At 42.9% G+C, this 22,192-nt stretch carries 15 protein-coding genes; 7 read left to right on the top strand and 8 right to left on the bottom strand.

The features are described from left to right. Positions 1-27 precede the first annotated feature (27 nt). Together L4D09_RS13440 and L4D09_RS13435 are read right to left on the bottom strand one after the other, a co-directional pair. Entirely contained in the window at positions 28-6,666 is a 6,639-nt protein-coding gene (locus L4D09_RS13440) for a hypothetical protein (protein ID WP_428458019.1), read from the bottom strand. Positions 6,667-6,766: 100 nt separating this feature from the next. After that, positions 6,767-7,234, bottom strand: a complete 468-nt coding sequence (locus tag L4D09_RS13435) for a toxin-activating lysine-acyltransferase (RefSeq protein WP_428458018.1) — start codon at positions 7,232-7,234, stop codon at positions 6,767-6,769. A gap of 364 nt (positions 7,235-7,598) precedes the next feature. On the opposite strand from L4D09_RS13435, the gene proC reads away from it, so the two are divergent. Further along, positions 7,599-8,456: a pyrroline-5-carboxylate reductase gene (proC, locus tag L4D09_RS13430; protein ID WP_428458017.1), complete on the top strand. Its 858-nt coding sequence runs from the start codon at positions 7,599-7,601 to the stop codon at positions 8,454-8,456. Between the two features lie 119 nt (positions 8,457-8,575). On the opposite strand, the gene L4D09_RS13425 is transcribed toward proC, so the two are convergent. From L4D09_RS13425 to L4D09_RS13415, 3 genes are all read right to left on the bottom strand, one after another. Further along, on the bottom strand, positions 8,576-10,510 hold the full coding sequence (locus tag L4D09_RS13425; RefSeq protein ID WP_428458016.1) for a TRAP transporter permease: 1,935 nt from the start codon (positions 10,508-10,510) through the stop codon (positions 8,576-8,578). A gap of 113 nt (positions 10,511-10,623) precedes the next feature. Further along, entirely contained in the window at positions 10,624-11,589 is a 966-nt protein-coding gene (locus L4D09_RS13420) for a TAXI family TRAP transporter solute-binding subunit (RefSeq protein ID WP_428458015.1), read from the bottom strand. A gap of 235 nt (positions 11,590-11,824) precedes the next feature. Then, positions 11,825-12,550, bottom strand: a complete 726-nt coding sequence (locus L4D09_RS13415; protein ID WP_428458014.1) for a GntR family transcriptional regulator — start codon at positions 12,548-12,550, stop codon at positions 11,825-11,827. A 244-nt stretch (positions 12,551-12,794) separates the two neighbouring features. Here L4D09_RS13415 and hpf point away from each other — a divergent pair, with 244 nt between their 5' ends. Beyond that, positions 12,795-13,151, top strand: a complete 357-nt coding sequence (gene hpf / locus L4D09_RS13410; protein WP_428458013.1) for a ribosome hibernation-promoting factor, HPF/YfiA family — start codon at positions 12,795-12,797, stop codon at positions 13,149-13,151. Positions 13,152-13,300: 149 nt separating this feature from the next. Here hpf and L4D09_RS13405 read toward each other — a convergent pair whose 3' ends face one another. Next, complete coding sequence (locus L4D09_RS13405; protein WP_428458012.1) at positions 13,301-13,843, bottom strand: TetR/AcrR family transcriptional regulator; 543 nt, start codon at positions 13,841-13,843, stop codon at positions 13,301-13,303. Between the two features lie 249 nt (positions 13,844-14,092). On the opposite strand from L4D09_RS13405, the gene L4D09_RS13400 reads away from it, so the two are divergent. The 4 genes from L4D09_RS13400 (at position 14,093) to L4D09_RS13385 (ending at position 18,038) form a co-directional block, all read left to right on the top strand. Further along, positions 14,093-14,710, top strand: a complete 618-nt coding sequence (locus L4D09_RS13400) for a hypothetical protein (protein ID WP_428458011.1) — start codon at positions 14,093-14,095, stop codon at positions 14,708-14,710. Positions 14,711-14,813: 103 nt separating this feature from the next. After that, positions 14,814-15,530 carry a DUF4336 domain-containing protein gene (locus tag L4D09_RS13395; protein WP_428458010.1) on the top strand — a complete coding sequence of 239 codons (717 nt, stop codon included), beginning with the start codon at positions 14,814-14,816 and terminating at the stop codon, positions 15,528-15,530. A 278-nt stretch (positions 15,531-15,808) separates the two neighbouring features. Then, positions 15,809-16,873 carry an isopenicillin N synthase family dioxygenase gene (locus tag L4D09_RS13390; protein WP_428458009.1) on the top strand — a complete coding sequence of 355 codons (1,065 nt, stop codon included), beginning with the start codon at positions 15,809-15,811 and terminating at the stop codon, positions 16,871-16,873. 232 nt (positions 16,874-17,105) lie between these two features. Continuing rightward, the gene (locus L4D09_RS13385) at positions 17,106-18,038 is read left to right on the top strand and encodes a DMT family transporter (protein ID WP_428458008.1); all 933 of its coding nucleotides are present in this window, start codon (positions 17,106-17,108) and stop codon (positions 18,036-18,038) included. A 99-nt stretch (positions 18,039-18,137) separates the two neighbouring features. Here L4D09_RS13385 and L4D09_RS13380 read toward each other — a convergent pair whose 3' ends face one another. Beyond that, positions 18,138-20,510, bottom strand: a complete 2,373-nt coding sequence (locus tag L4D09_RS13380; RefSeq protein ID WP_428458007.1) for a Lon protease family protein — start codon at positions 20,508-20,510, stop codon at positions 18,138-18,140. Between the two features lie 254 nt (positions 20,511-20,764). Between L4D09_RS13380 and L4D09_RS13375 the strand changes: the two genes are divergently transcribed. Beyond that, on the top strand, positions 20,765-21,289 hold the full coding sequence (locus L4D09_RS13375) for an RNA methyltransferase (protein WP_428458006.1): 525 nt from the start codon (positions 20,765-20,767) through the stop codon (positions 21,287-21,289). 113 nt (positions 21,290-21,402) lie between these two features. Here the strand turns inward: L4D09_RS13375 and L4D09_RS13370 are convergent, their stop codons facing one another. Beyond that, the gene (locus tag L4D09_RS13370) at positions 21,403-22,125 is read right to left on the bottom strand and encodes a hypothetical protein (protein ID WP_428458005.1); all 723 of its coding nucleotides are present in this window, start codon (positions 22,123-22,125) and stop codon (positions 21,403-21,405) included. Positions 22,126-22,192: the final 67 nt, after the last annotated feature.

Below are 22,192 nucleotides of genomic sequence, written 5' to 3'. Positions count from 1 at the left end.
TAGCTCACCATGAGCTAGGCTTTGTTCCTATGCGATACCGACTGCGCTATCGATATTTTTCTTCGCCTCCTGCATATCTCCAACTACAGATTCAACCATATTAAACAGGCCATCATTTAGGTCACCAAAGTCAACAGCACCAGCTTGCTGATCATTTAGCCACGCTAATGTTGCCAACGCCCCATCTTCAAGTGCTTGAGAGGAATCAAATGCCCCAAAGGTGCGTTTCTCTTCCGCTGTGGCTGAATCCAAGTCATCCCAATATTGTTTTAGTTCTGAAAATGTCATCGATGCTACGTCAGACATTTCGAACACATCTTTATCTGTCCAGCCAGATAAACCGATTTCTCCTAATGATTGACCATCTACTACAATGTCTAATTGGCTATAGTCCTGCGACAACACAAGGTTATCGAATGACAAAGCAAGATTCGTTTGGCTATTATTGGCAGCAATACTTAAGGTGTTCATTTCACTTAAGTCATCAGCTTCGTAAATATCGAATCGACCACTGCCAAGGGTAAAGCGATAAGAGTCGTTACCTACCCCACCATACGCTTGAGAACCACCAAAACCTGAGACAAACACATCATTGCCCGAATCACCAAACCCTACGGATTTGTCTTCAAAGCTCAGGAAAGAGGCTAACGAGGCTTGCTTATCACCACCGAAGGTTTCAACGGTATCGCCAATAAAGTCAGTTATCGCCGACAAGACATGGTTAACGATATTGGTGCTGCTTTGAGTCAATAAGTCTATCGCTTCCCAGCCTAAATCAAGGAAGACATCATTACCTTCACCGCCAAATGTCGCCCCAGCAAGCCCAATATTTAGAACAGTGTCATTTCCTTTACCTAAGCTGGTTAGGTTGGCCATTCCCATGTTAATAACGAAATCATCACCGAGCCCACCGGTCACGTTATTCGAGGCTCCAATCGTGGCTATAACATCGTTGCCATCACCACCATTAATGACAGAAAAACCACCCATAGCTGTAATTAAGTCATCACCATTACCGCCAATAACATGGTTATATAACCCACCAACAAATAGCCCGTCATTACCACCCGCACCATCAACACGATTTCGTAGTCCGGCACTAACGATAATGTCGGAATCAGCACCAAATGGGTCGGTAGTATCGCCTTCGATGTTATTATCAATCCCCATCACAAAGGCCATGTCTTTGCCTTTATGCAAAGCAATCGTATTTTCGACACCGACTGCCACGACATAGTCATCCAGGAAGGTGGTTTTCACGGTATTCTTGCGCCCAACCACCAGTGCTGTTGTGGCTGCAAAACCACCCTTAACGGTGTTCTCGTTACCAAAAGCAAACACCACATTCTTGGCAGTTGCACCCGGCTCACCTGGCTTATCATCGCCATTAATGGTGTTTTTATTACCAATAGCCGCCAGTAAGTTTTCTCCAATACCCCCGCTTAAGGTATTTTCATTACCAATAGCAAGCAGCACGTCATTATCAAAACCACCAGCTAACGTATTTTCTGCGCCAATTGCCACTGCGACGTTTGCACCGTAATCATCTCTCCAGGTATTTTTGGCGCCAACCATCAAGGCAATATCATTACCTCTGCCGGTATAGACTAAGTTTTCTTTCCCGATCCCGATGGCAATATCGTCTCCTCTGCCTCCCATTAAGCGGTTGGTTTCACCAATGGCCAGCATGACATCGCCCCAGTCTCCTTCTGCATTTTCTTGTAATAAGAAATATTCATGGTCAAACGATGGCAACCTTTCCGACCAATCAATTCCTGCGACATTCGGAATAGAGAAAGAAGGGATTTCGATGGACTGAGCAGGAATCGTTAAAGATTCCATTTCAACGTAATCGCCGAGGCTAAAGTCAGGTACACCGAACTCTGGTACATCGAACTCAGGAATTTCGAAGCCATAGAACTCACGCCCTCCAATCGAACTACCCAAGATACTGAACCCTGATAAATCAAACCCTTTAAGGTTGAATTCCGGAACATTGAGCTCTGGCAAGTGAATAGTCGGCAGTGCTACGGTTGTATACGTTGGTATAGTAGTGCCCTCTTCTTCCGAAGAGTCAGGTGATTCGGTGTTATAGCTGCCATCTGCCCCTGTCGCCCACTCACCAGCTGAAGCAGCAACATTGCCACCGCCAGAACTTCCTCCCTGCTCGCCTTCTATATCATCATCAAAATAGTAGTAGTTATCACTGCCCGCTTTTGCAGCCGCTTCTGCAGCGCTAACATCTGCAGAATGGAAGGTATAAACATTTAAGAATGCACCATCTTCGGTGATCCTTGGCTTAAATTCAGCTTGCGAGTTAAAGAGGCTCTTGCTGGATGAGTCACTAGAGGTATAGCCGAACAAGTCACCCAGCATTGAATCTGCAGAGCCAAACAGCCCCGAACTCACATCAAACTCGTAGGTTAACTCCAGATCAATCCGATCAACTTCCACACCAAAGTCACTCAACGACGGCATCGCTAATGAAGGCAGTGTAATACTCGGAATTTCAATTTCAGGGGTGCTGAGCGTAGGCAAGTGGATAGATGGCAAGCCATAGTTCCCCAAGCTACCGTATTTATAACTTGGTGCTGATTTCAGTTCTGGAATCGGCGGAATTTCCAAATCATATTGTTGCAACGTGAAAGATGGTGTTTGCCAATCAGGTACGGTGGGATCCGAGAAGTCTAGTTCAGGGAATAATAAGTTTAGATTGGCACTCATATTAAATTCAGCGTTAAAACTGGCTGAACCTAGTGTGCCTTCTAATGCATCATCGCTGCGCTCGCCTTTTTCATCCTTATCGTTAAATAGGTTACCCGAGCTCTTTTTAATTTCCCCAAATTCTTCGGTTGAAAAAGAGATCTCGTTATCAGCGGCAATCATATTATTTTTACCGATAGCAAAGATAATATCGGCACCACCGCCTGCAGCGATCCAATTTTCTTTACCAAATGCCATGATGGTGTCATCACCACTGCCAGCCATTACGACATTGTTTTGACCTATTGATAAAATTACGTCATCGCCACCTTCAGTGAGCAGGATATTATGTTGGCCTGCTGCTGCAACAATGTCATCACCCCAGCCCATTAGTGCGACATTGCCACGCCCACCCATGAAAGCAACATCGTTACCGCCACCAGCATGAACAAAATTCGTATAGCCAAAGGCATAAATAGTATCGTCACCGGAAGCGGTTGAAATTATATTCTTCCCGCCTAATGCGGCCACTGAATCACGGTCGCTGCCAGTTAAAACAATATTATCCATACCAGCAACCATAACGCTGTTTTCACCATCGCCTGCCAGCATGATATTGGTCTGGCCAATGGCCAATAGCGTGTCATCCCCTTCGCCCGACCAGAACAAGTTTTTGCTGCCAACACCGACCAAGAAATTGTCACCATTGCCCGCTAGCATTAAATTACTGTCGCCGAGGCCAAAGAAGCTGTCATTGCCACTTGCGCCCTGAAACAGGTTAGTCGCCCCAATAGCAATGGCAACATTATCGCCCCCGCCCATGATCATCACATTATTCGATCCAGCGACCATGACATCATCATTACCGCCAGCACTGACAAATAAATTATTAATCCCTATGGCAGTCATTACATTGTTACCATCACCAGCAAGGAAGGCATTGGTATCTCCCATAGAGCAGAGTGAATCATCACCACTCCCTCCCCAAACAACATTGTAGGCACCCAATGTCGTAATATCGTTTGTACCATCCCCTGCAATGACGATATTGGCATAGCCGAAAGCAACAATCAGATCGTCGCCTGACCCAGTTTGTACAAGGTTTCCACCACCATAAGCTTTAACAACGTTATTCCCTTCACCAGCGAGTACAATATTGCCCGCGCTGGTTACATTGGCTAAGTTTTTCAGGTGATCCACACCCGTGTCTTTGCCAAAGTCATCACCGTCTTCGGTGACAATAGATAGTAGGCCTCCTGCACGGATTTTATCGTTGCCGTCACCCGACATAATGAAGTTACCGAAGCTATATGCTCGAATTTCATTACCTGGGACTTCAGCAACAACGTTATCCAGTACATATCCACCACCATTACTAGCCCCCGTTCCCCTAAACTCAAGACGATTACTGCCCGCACTGGCCGTCAGACTTAACGTTTTCTGCTTCCAACTAGCCGCATCTCCAGAGCTTGAGAACACAACTTTTCCATTCCAGACAACATCCATACCTTCATTGCTTGACATCCCGGCTCGATTCGAAAAATCAAAGCTAACCGCCACGGTTTCACCTTCGGCTAAGTCAGGAATATCCTGATAAATCGACGTGTTTTTGTAGACGTCGAGTTCAGAAACACGAGCACCATGGCCTTCATTTCCCAAGCCATACACCGACGCTTTATGGGCAGCCTCAATTCCATTAGTTGATTGCCACCCATGGCCACCTTGCTCAAAGTCACCATTAACGATTAGGTTGCCGAAGTTGTATGAGCGTATTTCGTTAGCCACAACTTCACCATGTGAAACCTGACCTACTGGCGACGCTCCTGAACCACCACCATTACCAGTGCCAATAATATTAAAGCCACCTTCCGCGCGGATATTATTTTTGCCATCGCCCGCAAAGACAATATTCAACCCACCAGCAGCATGAATATTATTTCGGCCATTGCCCGTAAATACAAAATTACCGCCACCGAATGAATCAATTGAATTACTGCCATGGCCTGCTAATACAACATTGAGACCACCATAAGCTGCAATGTTATTATCATCATGGGCAACCTGAACAATATTTAAGCCACCTATAGCTTCGATATTATTATTTCCCCAGCCAGCAGAAATAATATTAGCGCCACCATGCGCTTTAATAGTGTCATTACCATTTCCTGAATCAATTGCTTGGCCACCGACAGCCAATGATTCGATATAATCTTGGCCGCTACCCGTTTTTATTTCAGCACCCGCAGAACTTACCAAAACTGTATTATCACCATTTTTGGCATCTATTTTTACGCCAACGGCTTTCACTTCTATCCTGTCGTTACCATCACCAACAAATACGTTACCGCCAGCGGCGTGCAATACAACGTGATTATTTCCGTGCCCTAAATCAAGTAAACCAACACCAGCCCCAACGTACGCGTAGTCATTACCATCGCCTGCGGTTACACGTGCACCTGCTGCTCTAATATCAATGTGGTTATTACCATTTTTTGCATCAACGTCTACACCCACAGCACGAACATTAATCCGGTCGTTGCCATCACCGACTCGCACGCTACCGCCAATTGCATGGAAATCAATGGTGTTATGCCCGCCGCCTAAATCAATCAAACCAACCGCGGCACCAATATAGGCGTAATCATTACCATTGCCTGCCGTGATACGTGCCCCAGCTGATCTAACATCAATATGGTTATTACCATGGCCAGCATTCATATTGACGCCAACAGCACGTATATTGATACGATCGTTTCCATCACCGACACGAACATCACCACCAACGGCATGATAGTTAACCGTATTGTGACCGCCGCCCAAGTCAACAAGGCCAACCGCTGCGCCGATATAAGCGGTGTCATTACCACTACCAGCTGTAATACGTGCCCCTGCGGCTCTTACATCAATATAATTGTTACCGTTACCAGCATTCATATTAACGCCGACAGCGCGAACATTGATCCGATCATGACCAGAGCCAACAGTGACGGTTCCACCGACGGCATAGTAATCAACGGTATTATTACCAGAGCCTAAATTGACATTGCCGACGGCTGCACCAATATAGGCATAATCATTACCATTGCCAGCAGTGACATTCGCCCCAGCAGCTCTGACATCGATCCGATTATTTCCGCTACCCGCGTTAACGTTAGCGCCTACAGCACGCACGCTGATGATGTCATCACCACCTTCGGTGCGTACTCTCGCATTGATACCACGAGCATCTACTTCATCATGCCCATTGCCGGTCCAGATATCGGCATTAGCCCCGCTTGCATAGACATAGTTATTACCATTCCAACCGGTGTAAGCTTTAACGCCAACCCCATGGGCCATGATCCAGTCATCACCATCACCACTGTGAACATCTGAATTCACTGCACTGGTATAAATCGTGTCATGGCCGCTTCCAGTCCGAACAACAACACCAGCCCCTCTGGCATGAACATTATTGTTTCCTCCTAGGCTAGTGACTTTACAATTAAACGTCCCCCAAGCATAAATCGAATCATTACCGTGGCCGGTTGTAATATTTGTATTTGCAGAGCTGACATTGACATCACGGTCATACCAATAACCTTTTTCTACAATTGTTGCTTTTGAACCGACATAATTAACCGTGACATCTTTTTCTCCAGTCCCTAATTCAATATAAACATTAGAGCCTGAAGTTACCTTATAAGTATCATCCCCTGAGCTTGCATATATATTAACGTTAACAGCACCAACATTAACATAATCATCACCAGGGCCATCCCATATATATATTTGATTCAGTGCCTTATTGGAATTACCGATTACATCGTTACCCGTTCCCCCATAAATATACGATGCCCATGTGGTATGCCCCGCACTTAAATTATCATCACCGCCATTTCCATAAATAATACTTTTATGAGTTGCATGCCCGGCATGAAGACGATCCTCTCCATTCCCACCATGGTATGTTCTAGTACCCATTTGGAATTCCTTTAATTTAATGTCAATCGTTGCTATCGACACAATAAAACTTTTAGCTACACCCATTGCGGCTAAAAAGAGCATCAACTCTAGTATTCATTTAATGGCTAAACAGGTGACCTCGGTGGTGTTGACAGATATGGCTTCGTTCGCTATTTGTTTTAATTCTTCTGCACCAAGCCTTATCTGTATTACCAAACTGCTTACTAAGTTCTCGTCGAATTCGGGTGCAATGCCCAAAAGGAGCAACAAAATCCATAAACCATAGATAGTCACCCTTATCCCATTCATGAACGGGCGGCCAAGTATCACTATCGAGCATTCTTTCATGCCACTTGCTCGATACTTTTGCCCAAGTAACTAAGCCTATAGGCCCTGACTGATCATAAAATACCTGACATTGTCCAAGGAGACACGCATGTATAAACCGCTCTTCTAAGGTACTAAGTGGATAGGCTTTATGTAGAGGAGAGTGAAGCAATAACCAGGTGATCTCCCCAATTAACTGCATTTCTTTAGCCGTCACCACACGGGTATTCGTTTTATCTAAATCGTCTTGTCCCTGCATAACGCCCTCAACACACTTGGTTACACTTTATTAACATAATTGTTAGTGCAAAGAGGCTATCAAAACAACCGTTAATATAAAACTGAGTGCATTTGTTGTCAGTCTTGTGATCACAATCACCAAAACACAACAAATCAAAACAAAACATTCCAAATTTCGATATAAAGTATCAAACAAAAAGTAACAAGGCATTTAATGGAACATATTATCTCATAAATTAAGAGTTATGAATTTGGCCTCTGCATTAGCTTGATAACTAATGAACAGTGATAGATCACACAATACATGTTACAAAATTGTTGCTAGGTGCGCATGGTGATAGATTGTATTCCACCCTGTATACAGAATAAAAAAGGAATAATAAATGAATTCTACACCCCCAGTATTTGAACAATTACAAAATGGTCAGGCATCTATTCTTGTGATCGGTTGCGGCAAAATGGGAGGGGCGATAATTAATGGCTGGCTACAAAGTGGAATAGCAAGTGATGCCATTCATATCGTTGATCCTAATATGGATTCGTTGTCATCACTGGTAAATAACGATGGTGTATTTGCCTATTCGTCACCAACGGAGCTTCCTGCGAAAAAATTTGATTTCGTTCTACTTGCATTAAAACCGCAGATGGTCGAAAAAATATTGCCACTTTACCGTGACTTTATTGCCTCTGATGCCACATTGATTTCGGTAGCAGCAGGGATTACGAATGAATCACTTGGCAAACTACTACCTGATGTCAATGCTATCATTCGTGTTATGCCAAACACTCCAGCATTAGTGCAACGAGGCGTAATGGTAGCCTGTGCTAATAACAAAGTGCAGCCAGAACAACAACAAGTATGCGAAAGTTTATTTGCTGTACTCGGGCATTTTTACTGGGTCGAAAAAGAATCGCTTATGGATGCCGTTACAGCGGTTAGTGGAAGTGGTCCAGCTTACCTATTTCTGTTCACTGAGTGTTTAATTGAAGCCGGCAACAAAGCAGGCCTCCCGCAAGAGCTAGCACAACAACTAGCGATAAATACCGTTGCTGGCGCGGCTCATTTAGTGACTGTTAACGAAAAAGACGTGGCAGGTTTACGTCGCGATGTAACCAGCCCTAATGGTACAACCGAGGCTGCACTTAATGTATTTATGGAACAACATGGGCTAAACAAACTTGTTGGCAATGCTGTTCAAGCCGCATCAAAACGTAGTAAAGAGCTGGCTGAATTATTCTAATTTATCATTCACTCAAAGCTAAATAGAAAGACACAGTGCCAATACTGTGTCTTTTTTATATAAAATAAAAAGACCTGACTAAGTCAGGCCCTCTTAAATAATTATTCAATAGAACAAAATCAAGTTAGCTCTTGTTTTAATTCTTTATTGAACATCTTAGGCATATAAACCAATCCAGCCACAATACTAACAACAGCAAATACCCGTATAGCAAGATTTAGATCAGAATATAGAGCCAAGAATAAACCTACAATAGCCAGTACAACTCGCATTATTACGCCGAGTCGACCACCTAAATACCCTGTAATTGCACCAGACACTAATGTTAGCCCACCGATGATAGCAATTAAGTGCCCAATAATATTTTGGACTTCACCTTCCATACGCATTTCAGGTACGAAAAGATAACTTAACCCAACAATATAACCCGCAATTGCCATCCTTGATGCATGCAAGCCGGTTACCAACGGGTTGCATCGCGCAATGGATGCCGCAGCATACGAGGCTATCGAAACTGGTGGGGTGGCATCGGCCAAAATGGCAAAATAGAACACAAACATATGTGCAGCTAGCACTGGCACACCAAAGTCATTAATCAGCATTGGTGCCCCAATTGCGGATGTAATAACGTAAGCAGCAGTTGTTGGTACACCCATTCCCATTACCAAGGTAACGAACATCAATATCAGTGCCGCTAGCCATAAGCTGCCACCAGAAACATCTGAAATCAAACTACCAATGGACACCACTAGTCCTGTTTTAGTTAGTACCCCAACAATGATCCCCGCACCAGCGCAAGCAATAGCAATAGGCGCTGTATTCGCACCAGCCTTATACATCACATTTAGCAGTTTCTTCAAATCAAAGCGGGAGCTTCGTTTTAAAGATGTGATAACAAGGGTCGCAACAATAGAATATAATGCAGCAGTGTGCGGTGAATAGCGCATCATCAGCAAGGTTACCAGCACAACTATTGGTAAAAGAAGATGAAAGTCTTTAGCGATATCTTTAAATGTTGGTAGATCGGCAGGGTCCATACCTTTTAAGTTATTCTTCTTCGCCTCTAAGTGAACAGAAATAAAAACTAAAGCAAAGAAACAGAATGAACCTAAAACAGCAGCAACAATAATATCGGAATAAGGCGTATTAGTCATTTCAGCCATAATAAAGGCACCTGCGCCCATAATAGGCGGTGCGCTTTGTCCACCAACACTCGCAGCTGTTTCAATGCCCGCAGCAACCTGTGGGCGATAGCCAATTCGCTTCATCATTGGAATGGTGAACGAACCCGTCGTAAAAACATTTGATGACGCAGAGCCACTCATCGTGCCGAAAAAGGCTGACGTTACTACCGCAACTTTTGCAGGGCCACCAGCGTATCGACCCGCTATCATTTCTCCGCCATTGGTGAACAAACGCCCTGTTCCACTGGCTTCCATGAATGCACCGAAGGCAATAAAAATCGCGACCATCGTTGCAGCAATACCAGTGATTGAGCCTAAAATACCTTGCCCACTTAATAAAAACACCGTTTCGACAACTTCATCATATCCAATTGGTCGATAGTGAAGGACACCCGGCATATAATCGGTGACAAACAAATATGCAATGCTGGTAACCACTAACCCTGCGAGTACAGGGGAAACTGCGCGGCGAATGGCTTCTACGACCAAAATAGTCGCTAATGTTCCCATCAGCATTTCGACTGGCAGAATTTCGTCAACACCCTCTAGACGATAATTAATTCGCTCGGCCTCTAACCAAGAATAAGCGAATGGCACAATGGCAACCAAAAACAATAAGATCCCCGACCAGCTCGGTAAAAAGAACCCCGTATTATTTTCAGAGCGTTTTCGCCCAGGAGTGATAAGAAAAATAAGAGGGAGCAAAAACAATAAATGAATGGAACGTTGGGTTCTCGGCTCTAGATAACCAATAAATGCACTGTAAAAATGAAAACAAGTGCCTATCACTGCCCATCCCATGATGAACAGCATCAACAGTCTTTGAAAGTCTGTTTGTTGTAAGAGTGAATCCTTATTATCAGTAGCCATGACGAGACTCCATTTCGGGCTATAAATAAGCTAGCAACTCATTGCATTACTCAATATTAAGCACAAGCAAATTTGCTTGTGCTTAATGGCGATAGTTAAATTAAGCGTTCAGCTTATAAATAGCCTTTTTCTTTAAAGTACTTCTCGGCACCAGGGTGGATAGGCGCAGGCGCATCACTCATCGATGTGGCACAGTCAAACACTGACATACTGCCATGAATCGAGGTTAGCTTGTCTTGATTGTCACAAATTGATTTAGTGATTTTATATACGGTATCAACAGACACAGAATTATTAACCATTAAGGTTGTTGCCATCTTAATGGTATTTGCTCCTGTATCAACGCCTTGATATGTATTGGCTGGAATAGCAGTAGGAAGCAATCCGTAATTTTTATTCAGCTTATCCAGTTGCTGCTCGGAAAAATCGACAAACGCCAAATCACGAGATTGGCCCATTTCGATAACAACGGCTCCAGGTAGTCCTAAGTTACCAAAAATATAATCAACTTGGCCATCTTTAAACTGGGCACTCAGTTCTGCGAAACTACCGTGGTTAATCTTGAACCCTTGCTTTTTACGCAATGTATTGTAATCAGTATCATTCGCTTCCATTATCCAACGAAAGGCCTGTTCACCTGATGACCCACGTTGAATAATACCGATTTTTACATTCTTGCCCTGTAAAATTTCTTCAACTGTTTTATATTCAGCATCTTGAGCTCGAATAAAGTGGCTATACACATCTGAAAAGCTCATGCCTATCGTGCTGAGTTCTTTGTGTGGTTTACCATTGAACAGAACCGTACCTGTGTGCGCTTGGTAAGTAAAGGTGTCCAATCCCCAACCAAGTTGGCTACGACCGCGGTTAACTTTTGTCGGGTTAGCTGTTCCACCACCAGGAACAACCTTAAGGTTAAACTCTGGGTTTTCTTTTTTAATCAAGTTAGCCAAACCAGAAGACATGCTATACCAGCCGCCTCCGAGCTGGCCAGATGTCCACTCAATAGTTTCAGCTTGGCTGATTGCTGGAACAAGCATTGATGCAGATAAAAGGACGACCTTGTTGAGCACTTTCATTGTTTTCCCTCACTCTATTTATTAGCTGCTTACGCTGTTTATTATTATCATCGCGCTGGCAACTTCTCCGTTGTATTCTGAATTGTATACAGATTGGAATATCAAAGGTCAATTGCTTGTATTTAAAATGTGACCGAGATGTAAAGATCGAAAATAAAAAAATGGGTCTGATCCTAGTAGCAGGATTAGACCCATTTTTAATATGTGTATATTGGTTTGATTATAAATCAGTGATTTAAGTATTACTTTTCACTATATTTGGTGTATTCCCAGTATAGATATGCCCATACCCTTCACGAATATACTTGGCAACCTGCTCTTTACGCTTTTCGACATGGTTTCCCATGATAAACATCGCCTTTTGTGCATCTCGCGCAATCAGTGCTTCAATGATATGAATATGCTCTGACTCATTGCCTGTTGGACGATCGGTTAAATTCACCCAGCGGATAAAATAAATCCGCTGATTAATTTTATTCAAGGCTTCTGCTAGCTCTTGGTTACCAGAAAGCATCACAAGTTGCTGGTGTAACTTTTGGTCAAAATCCAAAAGCACTTCTTTTGGCGTGTCTTCACCTAGCTGAGAATATTCAATGGCAGACGCTTTTAATGCTTGAAGCTCTTCATCCGTCGCTCTTTCAGCAGCAAGGAAGGTGGCCTGCTGCTCAATGATTTTTCTAAACTCATATAGATCAAAGACTTCCTTTTCTTCCAACATATGGCAAAAGAAACCTTTATTTCTTTCCCAACGCAGTAACCTATCTGAGACAAGCTTTTGCATGGCTTCGCGTAACGGGGTTCGGCTCACGCCTAAGTGAGTGGCGAGCTTACCTTCATTAATCCTTTCTCCTGGCTTGAAATGAAAGGAGATAGCCATATCACGTACAGTTTGGTAAACATCTATTTCTTCTTTTGATTTTGTTGATGTTTTGGTTAATTTATCAGTAGTTGAGCTAGGCATTTTTATTATCTTTTAAAAGGTATCTGAGGAAACTGTATTCAGTTTGGTTAATCTGAGTCAAGACTTATCCTGATACCATGATGAAAACTTAGCACTAAACAGTAAAATTAAGCATTTAGTGGGAGTAGAGGCAAGATTATTTGGTAACACAGGGCTCAATCACGTATGTGTAAATCCATACTTGGTCAAAGTGCACTGCGTTTGCTACGTTTAAAAGACATAGTGACTGGAAAGGTATAATTATATGAAAGTAACTGTTCAAACACATCACATATCAATTAATGACGAGTCACGAAAAGAAATTGAAAGTAAATTTGAGAAGGTATCCACTCACTTTCCACAGCTGATCAGCAGCGACGTCATCATCACAAAAGTACACGGGCAACACGAAGTAGAAATTTTTACCAACTATGAAGGTGCACGAGTTTCAGCAAAATCGACTAACGATATAATGTACCCTGCCATTTCAGCAGCCTTAAAAAAACTAGAGACAGGCCTACGCAACCGTAAAGGACAACTGAAAGCAAACCTTCACGCAAAGCCAACCAGCACAAAACCCGAAATTGCTTCAGATATCATCCAAGAAATGAAATTAGTTTAAATAACCAGGCTCATGAAGCCAGCAACTTAGTGCTGGCTTTTTTTTAACTTGAGTCAGTTGACCAATCCTATTTTTTAAAACGTAAAATAGGGATTCCAAGTAAGGCGAGGAAAAAACGCCCTCCTACTCGCAACGCAAACGAAACGCTGTTAATTGTTGGATGAGAGGGCAACGATCCATGACGCTATTTCTTCGATCCTTGTTTGCTTGCCATTCAAAAGCCTTAGCATTAAACCTCCTATTAGAAGTGCATAAGCTTGGTGAGCGTTAGATTCACCAACAATTTTACTTAATTCTAATTGAAAGTTTCTATCTGCCATTCTCAGCAAGGTATCGTTCGCGACATCTTTGTAATCACGGTTTTTAACGTAGTCGAGCAATACCACCATTTCCCCTTGAAAACGATTATCAAGTGTTGAAATCAGACTATTAATGGCTTGCTCTTTATTTTCGGGGATCTCGCTCTGTTCAGATACACCATAAAGGCTTTTAGGCTGCAGAATGAACTCTGTGCAAGCAGAAAACAATTCTTCTTTGCTCGGAAAGTAATGATAAAGCGCACTTTTTGATACCCCAAGTGCTTCAGCAATGCCTCGCATACCCAAGCCATTTAAGCCATGTTCAGCAAAGATATCGACTGCTTTGATAATGAGTTCCTGACGATACGCATCGCGATCTACAATTTTTGGCATAACCCCACCCACCTTAAAAGTCCGATCGGACTATAACCAATTATTGCCAAAAGTCCACTCCTTAATCCAGAAACACGTAATTAGACCATGTGGACTAAAAAATTGACAAGCAGTTATTTTCACCATAAGCTTTAAAAAGACCAAGTGGACTATAAAGAGGTTATCTGGAAAAAGTAACGACGAATTTGTCCACCTTTGAGAAGCAAAACAACAGTGCCAATAGCACTGTAATATCCACCGGAGTAAAACATGTCAAAAGATCAAGTTAAGATAAAAAGTGCCGTCATCGATTGGGTGTGTGCAGGAAAGTTCAGTTTCTCAACAGGATTTGGAGCAACGAAAGCAGAGAGCGCAATAGCCAACTATGCCGCGCTTGTCGCTCCCGTTGCGTTATATTTTCTGTCGTGGCAAGACTTAGGGTGGACGATACTACAAATTGTTGCTGCAAGTTTGCTTGCGTTAGACATGGTTGGCGGCGTATTAACCAACTCTTTAGGTTCAATGAAACGCTTTCTTCATACTGACCAACAGGTAAAGGTCAATTGGTTGGGTAAATTAGTCGGCAGTAAATTTGCCTTCCCACTTATTCACTTTCAGCTATTTGCGGTGCCACTGTGTTTTGATGTTGCGTGGTCTTATGCCTTTTTCTGGTATGCCGCGATGATGATTGCCGTAATTTTAGTCCACTATGTACCGTTATATCTTCAACGCCCTATTGGGTTGTTAGTTGTGATGGTCTCAATCATGATTTCTCCAGCTATACCTGCTGTTGTTGGGCTTGAATGGCTCGCGCCTATATTCATGATTAAGCTAGTTTTATCACATGGTGTAAGAGAAGAGCCTTACCGTCCGACTACAGCTCAATAACAGTGAGCAGTCTACATCCTTATTTAATGAGGATTTAAACCTAGCTTCTGTCTAGCGAGGTGTGAGCGCTAGACGGAGCAGATGATTGAAGGAGGCAAATACGATGATAAAAATCAGTAACAACCTATGGGTATTTGATGGTAAGTCAGTCACTTTTATGATGCTGCCATTTTCAACTCGAATGACGGTAGTAAAACTCGCTGATTCAACGTTATGGGTACATAGCCCAATAGAATTAACCGAAGCGATGAGATCACAAGTCGACTCTCTAGGGAAAGTACAATACCTTATTGCACCAAATCACTTACACCACCTGTTTTTAAAAGAGTGGCAGGATGCTTATCCTGCTGCCCAAACATATGGCACGAGAGAAGTGATGAAAAAACGAAACGACCTTAGATTTACATCCGAGCTTACTTCCGAAATTCCTTACCCTTGGGAAGCAGAGATCGATATGCTTCTTTTTACCGGTTCCAAATTAATGGAAGAGGCTGTCTTTTTCCATCGAGAGTCAAAATCTTTAATTTTGACCGACTTGATTGAGAATTTTCCGCCAACTGACTTTACACAAATCCAGCGCTTGTTTGCTAAGTTTACAGGTATTCTTTCTCCAAATGGTAAAACCCCCATTGATTGGAGAATGAGCTTTATGTTCCATAAAGCAGAGGCGAAACAGCATTATTTACAAATGGTTAAATGGGAGCCTCAACAAATCATTATGGCGCATGGTGAAATTGTAGATAGTGATACGCTGGCCTTTTTACGCAGATCTTTTGCTTGGTTAAGGCTTTCTCATTCTAATCGGCACAGCACTAAGTAGTAATTATTACTGATACTTTTTTGCGCTCATTGCCCGGGCGTTTAAAAGTCAGCCAAAATGTACTCGTATGAACTGGCTTTACAGCCGCTTCAATTTTATTTTCGCCATCACCAAAAAATTACACCCACCATTTCCTACAACATCGATCACATTTTAATAACAATACAAATACAATCGTCTCTTTGCTCGCTAAACTGTATACAGCTTTGAATAAAGTTTGGAATTCAGGGCTAAAAACATACTAATTAAAAATAATTACATAAGTCGAGAGGAAGAAAATGTCTACTGATACCCTGACTCCAAATGCACCAATTAACAAAGAAGCACAGCTTGAAACCATTAAAAATGCTGAATACGGTGTCGCAAGAACCATCACAACCGATGATATTCCTGTGATTGATATTGCACCGCTGGTGTCAGGCGAGAACATTGAAGACGTGGCGGCACAAATCCTTGATGCTGTTACGCACAAAGGCTTCTTCTATATTGCCAACCATGGTATTCCTCAGCAGGTAATGGATAAAGCAGGTGCAGCAATGCGTGGTTTCTTTGCCAAACCACAAGATGTCAAAAGCGAAATTCCTGTTAACACGAGTCAACGTGGCTGGCTAGCGCCGGGTATGGTTACGCTAGAAGGGAATAAAACGCATGATTTAAAAGAGATCTTCTTCTGGGGACCAGAACAATGGACTGAAGAATTAGATCAAAAGCGCGCAGAATTACCTCTCATTGCCGATAATCTATGGCCTGATAGCTCAACGCCTGAGCTTCGGTCTGATCTTATCCCTTATTATGACGCCGCAAACGCCGTTGGACATAAGATCCTCTCTGCTGTCGCTATCGCACTCGGCCTTGAAAAAGACTTCTTCGCTAAACGTTATCAGACCCCTTTATCCCGAGGCCAACTGGTTTATTACCCTGTTTCGACTCAACAAGACGAAGCTGAAGAACGTTACGGCTCAGCGCCTCATACTGATTACGGCGTGCTCACATTACTACTTCAAGATATGAATGGCGGATTAGAAGTACTGACGAAAGACAACGAGTGGGTCACTGCAGTGCCGATCCCCGGCACGCTTGTGTGCAATGTTGGTGACTTGCTACACCGCTGGTCGAACGATCGCTTTAGCTCTAACTTGCACCGCGTCATTAATCGTTCTGGCAACGAGCGTCATTCTATTGCCATTTTCTTCGATCCAACACCAGATGCCGTGATCAATCCGCGAGATATGGGATTAAAGGACACAGACGAAGTACGATATGAATCTGTTATTACCGCTGACTATATTAATGCTCAAAATAAAAAGTCGTTTGCGCAGTACAATAATGGCGATGATAAATAAGCTAGATTAAACCATTCGTTTCGAGATTCAGTGATAGCCTTAACCAATAGACCGTTTCAAAAGCCAGTTGGTATTAGCCACTGGCTTTTCATTAATTGATACGATTTATCACACAAATACCGTGCGCTAACTGGCCTTTTCAGGCACACTCTGTCGACTATTTCCTAACGACCAATCATAGCGATTTTTTGCTTTATTGGTTTGCATTCAAGGCAGAGGTTCAACTTAGCAGATGCTCAAAAGTATCCACCAATCCATAACCAATAATAGTATCACCAATCAAATACCACCGGGCCTGAAGTTTATGCTTCTCTCGGCACTAGGGTTTTCCTTAATGGCCGCCTGCGTTAAATTAGTCAGTGTCTCGGGCATGCCCCTTTTTCAGATTGTTGCCGCTAGGGCGCTTATCTCACTGCTTATCAGCTATGCCGATATTAAGCGGAAGAAAATCCCTGTGTGGGGAAATAATAAACCTCTGCTTATTGCTCGCGGTACGGTGGGTACTTTAGGGTTAATCTGCGTGTATTACGCAATAGCTAACCTGCCGCTAGCCGAAGCGACTATCTTGCAATATTTGCACCCGGTCTTCACCGCTATCTTAGCGCTGCTGTTTCTTAAAGAGCATATTCAAAAGTCGACCATCATTTGTATCTTGCTGAGCATTCTTGGTTTAATCGTCACTGTAAAGCCCAATATGATCACCGATACGGCAGCAGAACTTCCCATGTTTAGCGTCGGTATTGCTATGCTCGGTGCACTCTTTAGTGCCATGGCTTATACCATTGTTAAGCGCCTGAGCCGTACTGAAGACAGCTCGGTGATTGTGTTCTATTTCCCATTTATCGCACTGCCTCTTTCACTTGCCCTGCTTGGTGATAACTTCCAAATACCGACGCTATTTGAAGCCGTTTTACTGGTTTTAGTCGGTATATTCACGCAGATTGGCCAAGTTTGCTTAACGAAAGCAATGAAAACCGAGGCTGCAAGCAAAGCCACAGCCTACTCATATATTCAGGTTGTTTTCTCTATTATATTGGGGGCGCTATTATTCAATGAATTACCATCGGTATGGACACTTCTTGGGGGCAGTTTAATTATTACTGGTACGCTCATTAATATCTTTGGTAGTAAGAAATCGGTCAAACAACCAAAAACAGCAGCTTAATAACACCTGTAAAAATGGCCGCCTAACTGATAATAACGTATCAATTAGGCGGCCATTATTCATTTACTGACGGTTAAATTGTTTGAGCCTTCAAGCCGTTTAACGACGCAATGCATTTAGCTTAAGCTGTGCTTTACCAAATACGGATTCCGTTGGATAAATGCCTTCTTCGGTTACCGTCCCCGCCGTAATACCCGTTAAAATTTCAATCGCTTCCGTCACATGCCCAATCGCCCAAATGTGAAACTCTCCTTTCTCGACAGCTTCAACAATATCTTTACGTAACATTAAATTATGCACGTTAGATTGTGGAATAATCACCCCTTGAGTAGGCTTACGGCCTTTAATGGTACACACATCAAAGAACCCCTCCACTTTCTGGTTAACCCCACCAATTGGCTGCGCTTCACCAAACTGGTTCATAGAACCAGTAATAGCAACATCCTGACGTAATGGCAGCTGCGAGAATGCAGAAACAATGGCACATAGCTCGGCCATCGAAGCACTGTCGCCGTCGACACCACCATAAGACTGCTCAAAAGTAAGGTGAGTCGTTAGTGGGATCTTACTGGTTTTACCAAAGGTCGACGCTAAATAAGCAGATAGAATCATGACACCTTTGGAGTGAATGCTCCCGCCCAATTTGACGTTACGCTCAATATCAAACACCTCACCTTCGCCATAAGCCGTCGTCGCGGTGATTCGATTTGGCGCACCGAATTGATAATCCGATGTAGAAATCACTGACAGCCCATTGATTTGACCTGCGACTGTGCCTTGCGTATCAATCAATGTCGTTCCGTTAGTAAAGGTTTGCATGACATGGTCTTTTAAACGACTGACCCGCTTTTCCTGACTCTGCAGCGCTTGCTCGACATGGTTAGCACGGATCATTGTCGCCTTCGATGACTTCGCCACATAGTTAGTTTCTCGTAGCAAGTTAGCAATATCAGCAGAGTGTAATGATAGTTTGTTCTGATCGTCAGCTTGGCGGGAACTGTATTCGACGATCCTCGCGATCGCTTTACGATCACAATGTAACATTCCGTTATCATTTACAATGCTGGAAATGAACTGAGCGTACTGCGCTTCTGATTCCTCAGTACGATTCATCTCATCTTCAAAATCGGCAGTCACACGGAATAGCTCACTGAACTCAGGATCATAATGCTGGAGTAGTTGGTAAGTTTGATAATCACCAAACAAGATGATTTTAACATTCAACGGAATATCTTCTGGGTCTAATGAAATTGTCCCCGATAACGTGACTTCTTTCTCTAACGAGCTAACGTTTAACTTACGCGCTCGCAACGCACGTTTTAAACCATCCCAGACATACGGTCGCTCTAGCACTTTCACCGCATCCATCAATAGCACACCGCCATTGGCACGGTGCAAGCTACCAGCGCGGATCAATGAAAAATCGGTAAACACGGTGCCTTTATAAGTCGCATTTTCAACATAGCCGAAAATAGAATGATAGTTGGGACTCTCTTCCACCACGATTGGAAATTTATGCTCAGGCTGACTTACCAACACATTCACTTGGTAACGGCGCGGCATTTTTTTATCGAGTGCAGCATAAGCTAACGCAACTTGCTCTTCGCTTTCTTCAAGGAAGATATCAAGATTATCAAGAATGTCGGCTTGCATGGCCTTAAGGTATGCTTTTACTTCCGGTAAAGACTTATAGTTTTCTTTCAACGTTTTAATAAAGTGTGCGACCACATCCAGTGCAACTTCTTCATTCAACTTCTGAATTTTATCGGAAAAATCTTCTTCCAATTCAGTTAGCTGACGCACAATTCCACGCAGCTTACGTTCAAGCTCATTAATCGTATCTTCAAATGCTTGTTGATCTTTTTCAGTTAATAGAGCAAAGGTTTCTTCAGTATGTGGCTCTTCACCATTCAGTGCCACTAACTGGTATTCGCCAGCCGTAGTCACAGAGAGGCTGACGCTGTGCTCTTTCGCTTCATTGGTTAGCGTAATAAGCGCACTTTCTTGTTTTTGTGTTAATTGATTTTTTAGTTTCTCAGAGCGGCTGTAATACATTTCGTTATCGAAAGCCAATGGCAAAGCCTTCACCAAACGTGTCATCAGCTTTTCAATGTCTTTCTTAAATGTATTCCCAGTACCCGCAGGTAACTTTAAGACCTTCGGACGGCGGGTTTCTTCAAAATTTGCGACATAGCACCAATCATAAAGGGTATGCCCACTGCCATTTGGATCATGTCGGTTTAAATAACGCAACATCATCGTGCGCTTACCTAGCCCATTACGACCAATGGCGTAAATGTTGTAACCTTTCTCTTTTATCGACATAGCAAACTCAACCGCTTGCTGCGCCCTCTCCTGCCCAACAATTTCATCAATTGGGGTCAAGTTCTTGGTTGACTTGCAATCTTCAGGCAAGCCCTGCAATTCTGATGCACGATACAGCTTGTCACTGCTTAGAGGTTTAACTGACATAAAGATCCCTCTTCTTATGACACTTCATGTTATCAGTGTAGACAGTAAAACATTATGTTTTAGTGACTTACCTTCAGTTTAAGCTTGAATGCTTCCTACTTAGGTCTTTTTGCTGCTTTTATGAACAAAATTCAGCCCTTGATATTCCCGTATGCTTATTCCTAACATCTAACTCGCTTCTTCTTCGACTACCACTCACTCTACCTCTCTGATAAAATGCCGCGCTCTTAATATCAGGTCAGCGGAAAATATCGATGAAAAATACCCGAGTCAGTATTGGATTAAGTAATCCGAAAAGCCCCACCAATGTGGGTGCGGTTATGCGTGCCGCAGGGTGTTATCGCGTCGATTCGGTTTCTTACACTGGCGAACGTTATGACCGTGCTGCTAAGTTTCAAACTGATACTAAAAGTATGTCTCGTAAAATTCCTCTAACAGGTGTGCAATCATTGCTCGACAACCTGCCTGAAGAAACGAAAATTGTGTGTGTCGAACTCGCAGAAGGTGCGATACCTTTACCAGCATTTGAACACCCAGATGACGTCATTTATGTTTTTGGACCGGAAGATGGCACCATCGCCCAGGATGTTGTTGACCGTGCTGATGCCGTTGTTTATGTACCGACAGTGGGTTGCATGAACCTTGCTGCCACCGTTAATGTGCTGTTGTATGATCGTTTAGCTAAAGCAAGTGATGTTATTGCGGGCGATGAATTAATCCGCCAGAGCCGAGACAACCGCAATAAACTGGTTGTTAAGGCATCAACAGCCGATTTATAAATGTCGACAACACCTTCAGTTTACTGAATGAATAAACCTCATTAGATTTTGGCCAAGCTTTCGAGAATTAAACAAATTGCTCTTAAGCTGGCCAATTAATATCTGACATTGGATTACTGTCCAAGTTTATCCAGAATTACACGTACTTTAGCTTCGTTTTCTTCATAAACAGTTATTGTTTGAATAACATTCAAACAGGCTGGTGTCAGTTGCTGCTGATTTTTCTCTTTTACCGTGGAATAGAGTGTTGCAGGAAAGTCATCAGGAATTCCTTTTGGGTCGCTATATGTCGCTACGGATTCTTGATAGTTATGATGATATTTTAAATACGGCCAGCTAATAATTTCCACCGCTGCTTTTACTATGCCCTTTTTCCATTCATCCCGAACCTCTTCCGGTGATTGTTCAAAATGCATGTCATCGCTCGTTACCGCATCTAACCATCGCTGAACAGAGGCCAAGTAATGTTGATGATCATACTCTTCGATTAACTCCATGACTGCCGGAGACGAATAAGAAAAACAAACATTTAATAAATAAAGCTCCGCAAGTGACTTACCATCAAGTGCGACTAAAGCCCTGTTATAAGCTTGTTCGTGCAATACCGTTTCAACATTTTTACGTTGCTTTTCTTCTTCTCGACGTTTCTCTTTTAAGCATTGAATTCGGGTCTTACCATCTTCAATAAGTTGCTGCGCTTGTTGCAAAACATCAATTTCCGTTGATGAATACAATTCAATAAGATCAACTAAGATAACATTTTTAATGATATTCGATGCCGTTGTTGCCTTGGTTTGCTTGCTTTTCAAGGCTTGGCTATTAGCAAAATCAAGCATAATAATCCCCTCACTATCTACGTTGATGTATACACATCGATACAATTAGGATGATTAGAAGGTTTAT

The organism is Photobacterium makurazakiensis, from assembly GCF_050336715.1.
Classification (GTDB): Bacteria; Pseudomonadota; Gammaproteobacteria; order Enterobacterales; family Vibrionaceae; genus Photobacterium; species Photobacterium makurazakiensis.
Note: the sequence above shows the minus strand (reverse complement) of the source record. Positions and strands in the feature narration are given on the sequence as shown.

What these genes read in the sequence shown, in the direction of transcription:
- L4D09_RS13395 (WP_428458010.1), top strand. Translation starts at nt 14,814, where the DNA reads ATGATAAAAATCAGTAACAACCTATGGGTATTTGATGGTAAGTCAGTC.
- proC (WP_428458017.1), top strand. Translation starts at nt 7,599, where the DNA reads ATGAATTCTACACCCCCAGTATTTGAACAATTACAAAATGGTCAGGCA.
- L4D09_RS13380 (WP_428458007.1), bottom strand. Translation starts at nt 20,510, where the DNA reads ATGTCAGTTAAACCTCTAAGCAGTGACAAGCTGTATCGTGCATCAGAA.
- L4D09_RS13390 (WP_428458009.1), top strand. Translation starts at nt 15,809, where the DNA reads ATGTCTACTGATACCCTGACTCCAAATGCACCAATTAACAAAGAAGCA.
- L4D09_RS13405 (WP_428458012.1), bottom strand. Translation starts at nt 13,843, where the DNA reads ATGCCAAAAATTGTAGATCGCGATGCGTATCGTCAGGAACTCATTATC.
- L4D09_RS13425 (WP_428458016.1), bottom strand. Translation starts at nt 10,510, where the DNA reads ATGGCTACTGATAATAAGGATTCACTCTTACAACAAACAGACTTTCAA.
- L4D09_RS13385 (WP_428458008.1), top strand. Translation starts at nt 17,106, where the DNA reads ATGCTCAAAAGTATCCACCAATCCATAACCAATAATAGTATCACCAAT.
- L4D09_RS13400 (WP_428458011.1), top strand. Translation starts at nt 14,093, where the DNA reads ATGTCAAAAGATCAAGTTAAGATAAAAAGTGCCGTCATCGATTGGGTG.
- L4D09_RS13370 (WP_428458005.1), bottom strand. Translation starts at nt 22,125, where the DNA reads ATGCTTGATTTTGCTAATAGCCAAGCCTTGAAAAGCAAGCAAACCAAG.
- L4D09_RS13420 (WP_428458015.1), bottom strand. Translation starts at nt 11,589, where the DNA reads ATGAAAGTGCTCAACAAGGTCGTCCTTTTATCTGCATCAATGCTTGTT.
- L4D09_RS13375 (WP_428458006.1), top strand. Translation starts at nt 20,765, where the DNA reads ATGAAAAATACCCGAGTCAGTATTGGATTAAGTAATCCGAAAAGCCCC.
- L4D09_RS13415 (WP_428458014.1), bottom strand. Translation starts at nt 12,550, where the DNA reads ATGCCTAGCTCAACTACTGATAAATTAACCAAAACATCAACAAAATCA.
- L4D09_RS13440 (WP_428458019.1), bottom strand. Translation starts at nt 6,666, where the DNA reads ATGGGTACTAGAACATACCATGGTGGGAATGGAGAGGATCGTCTTCAT.
- L4D09_RS13435 (WP_428458018.1), bottom strand. Translation starts at nt 7,234, where the DNA reads ATGCAGGGACAAGACGATTTAGATAAAACGAATACCCGTGTGGTGACG.
- hpf (WP_428458013.1), top strand. Translation starts at nt 12,795, where the DNA reads ATGAAAGTAACTGTTCAAACACATCACATATCAATTAATGACGAGTCA.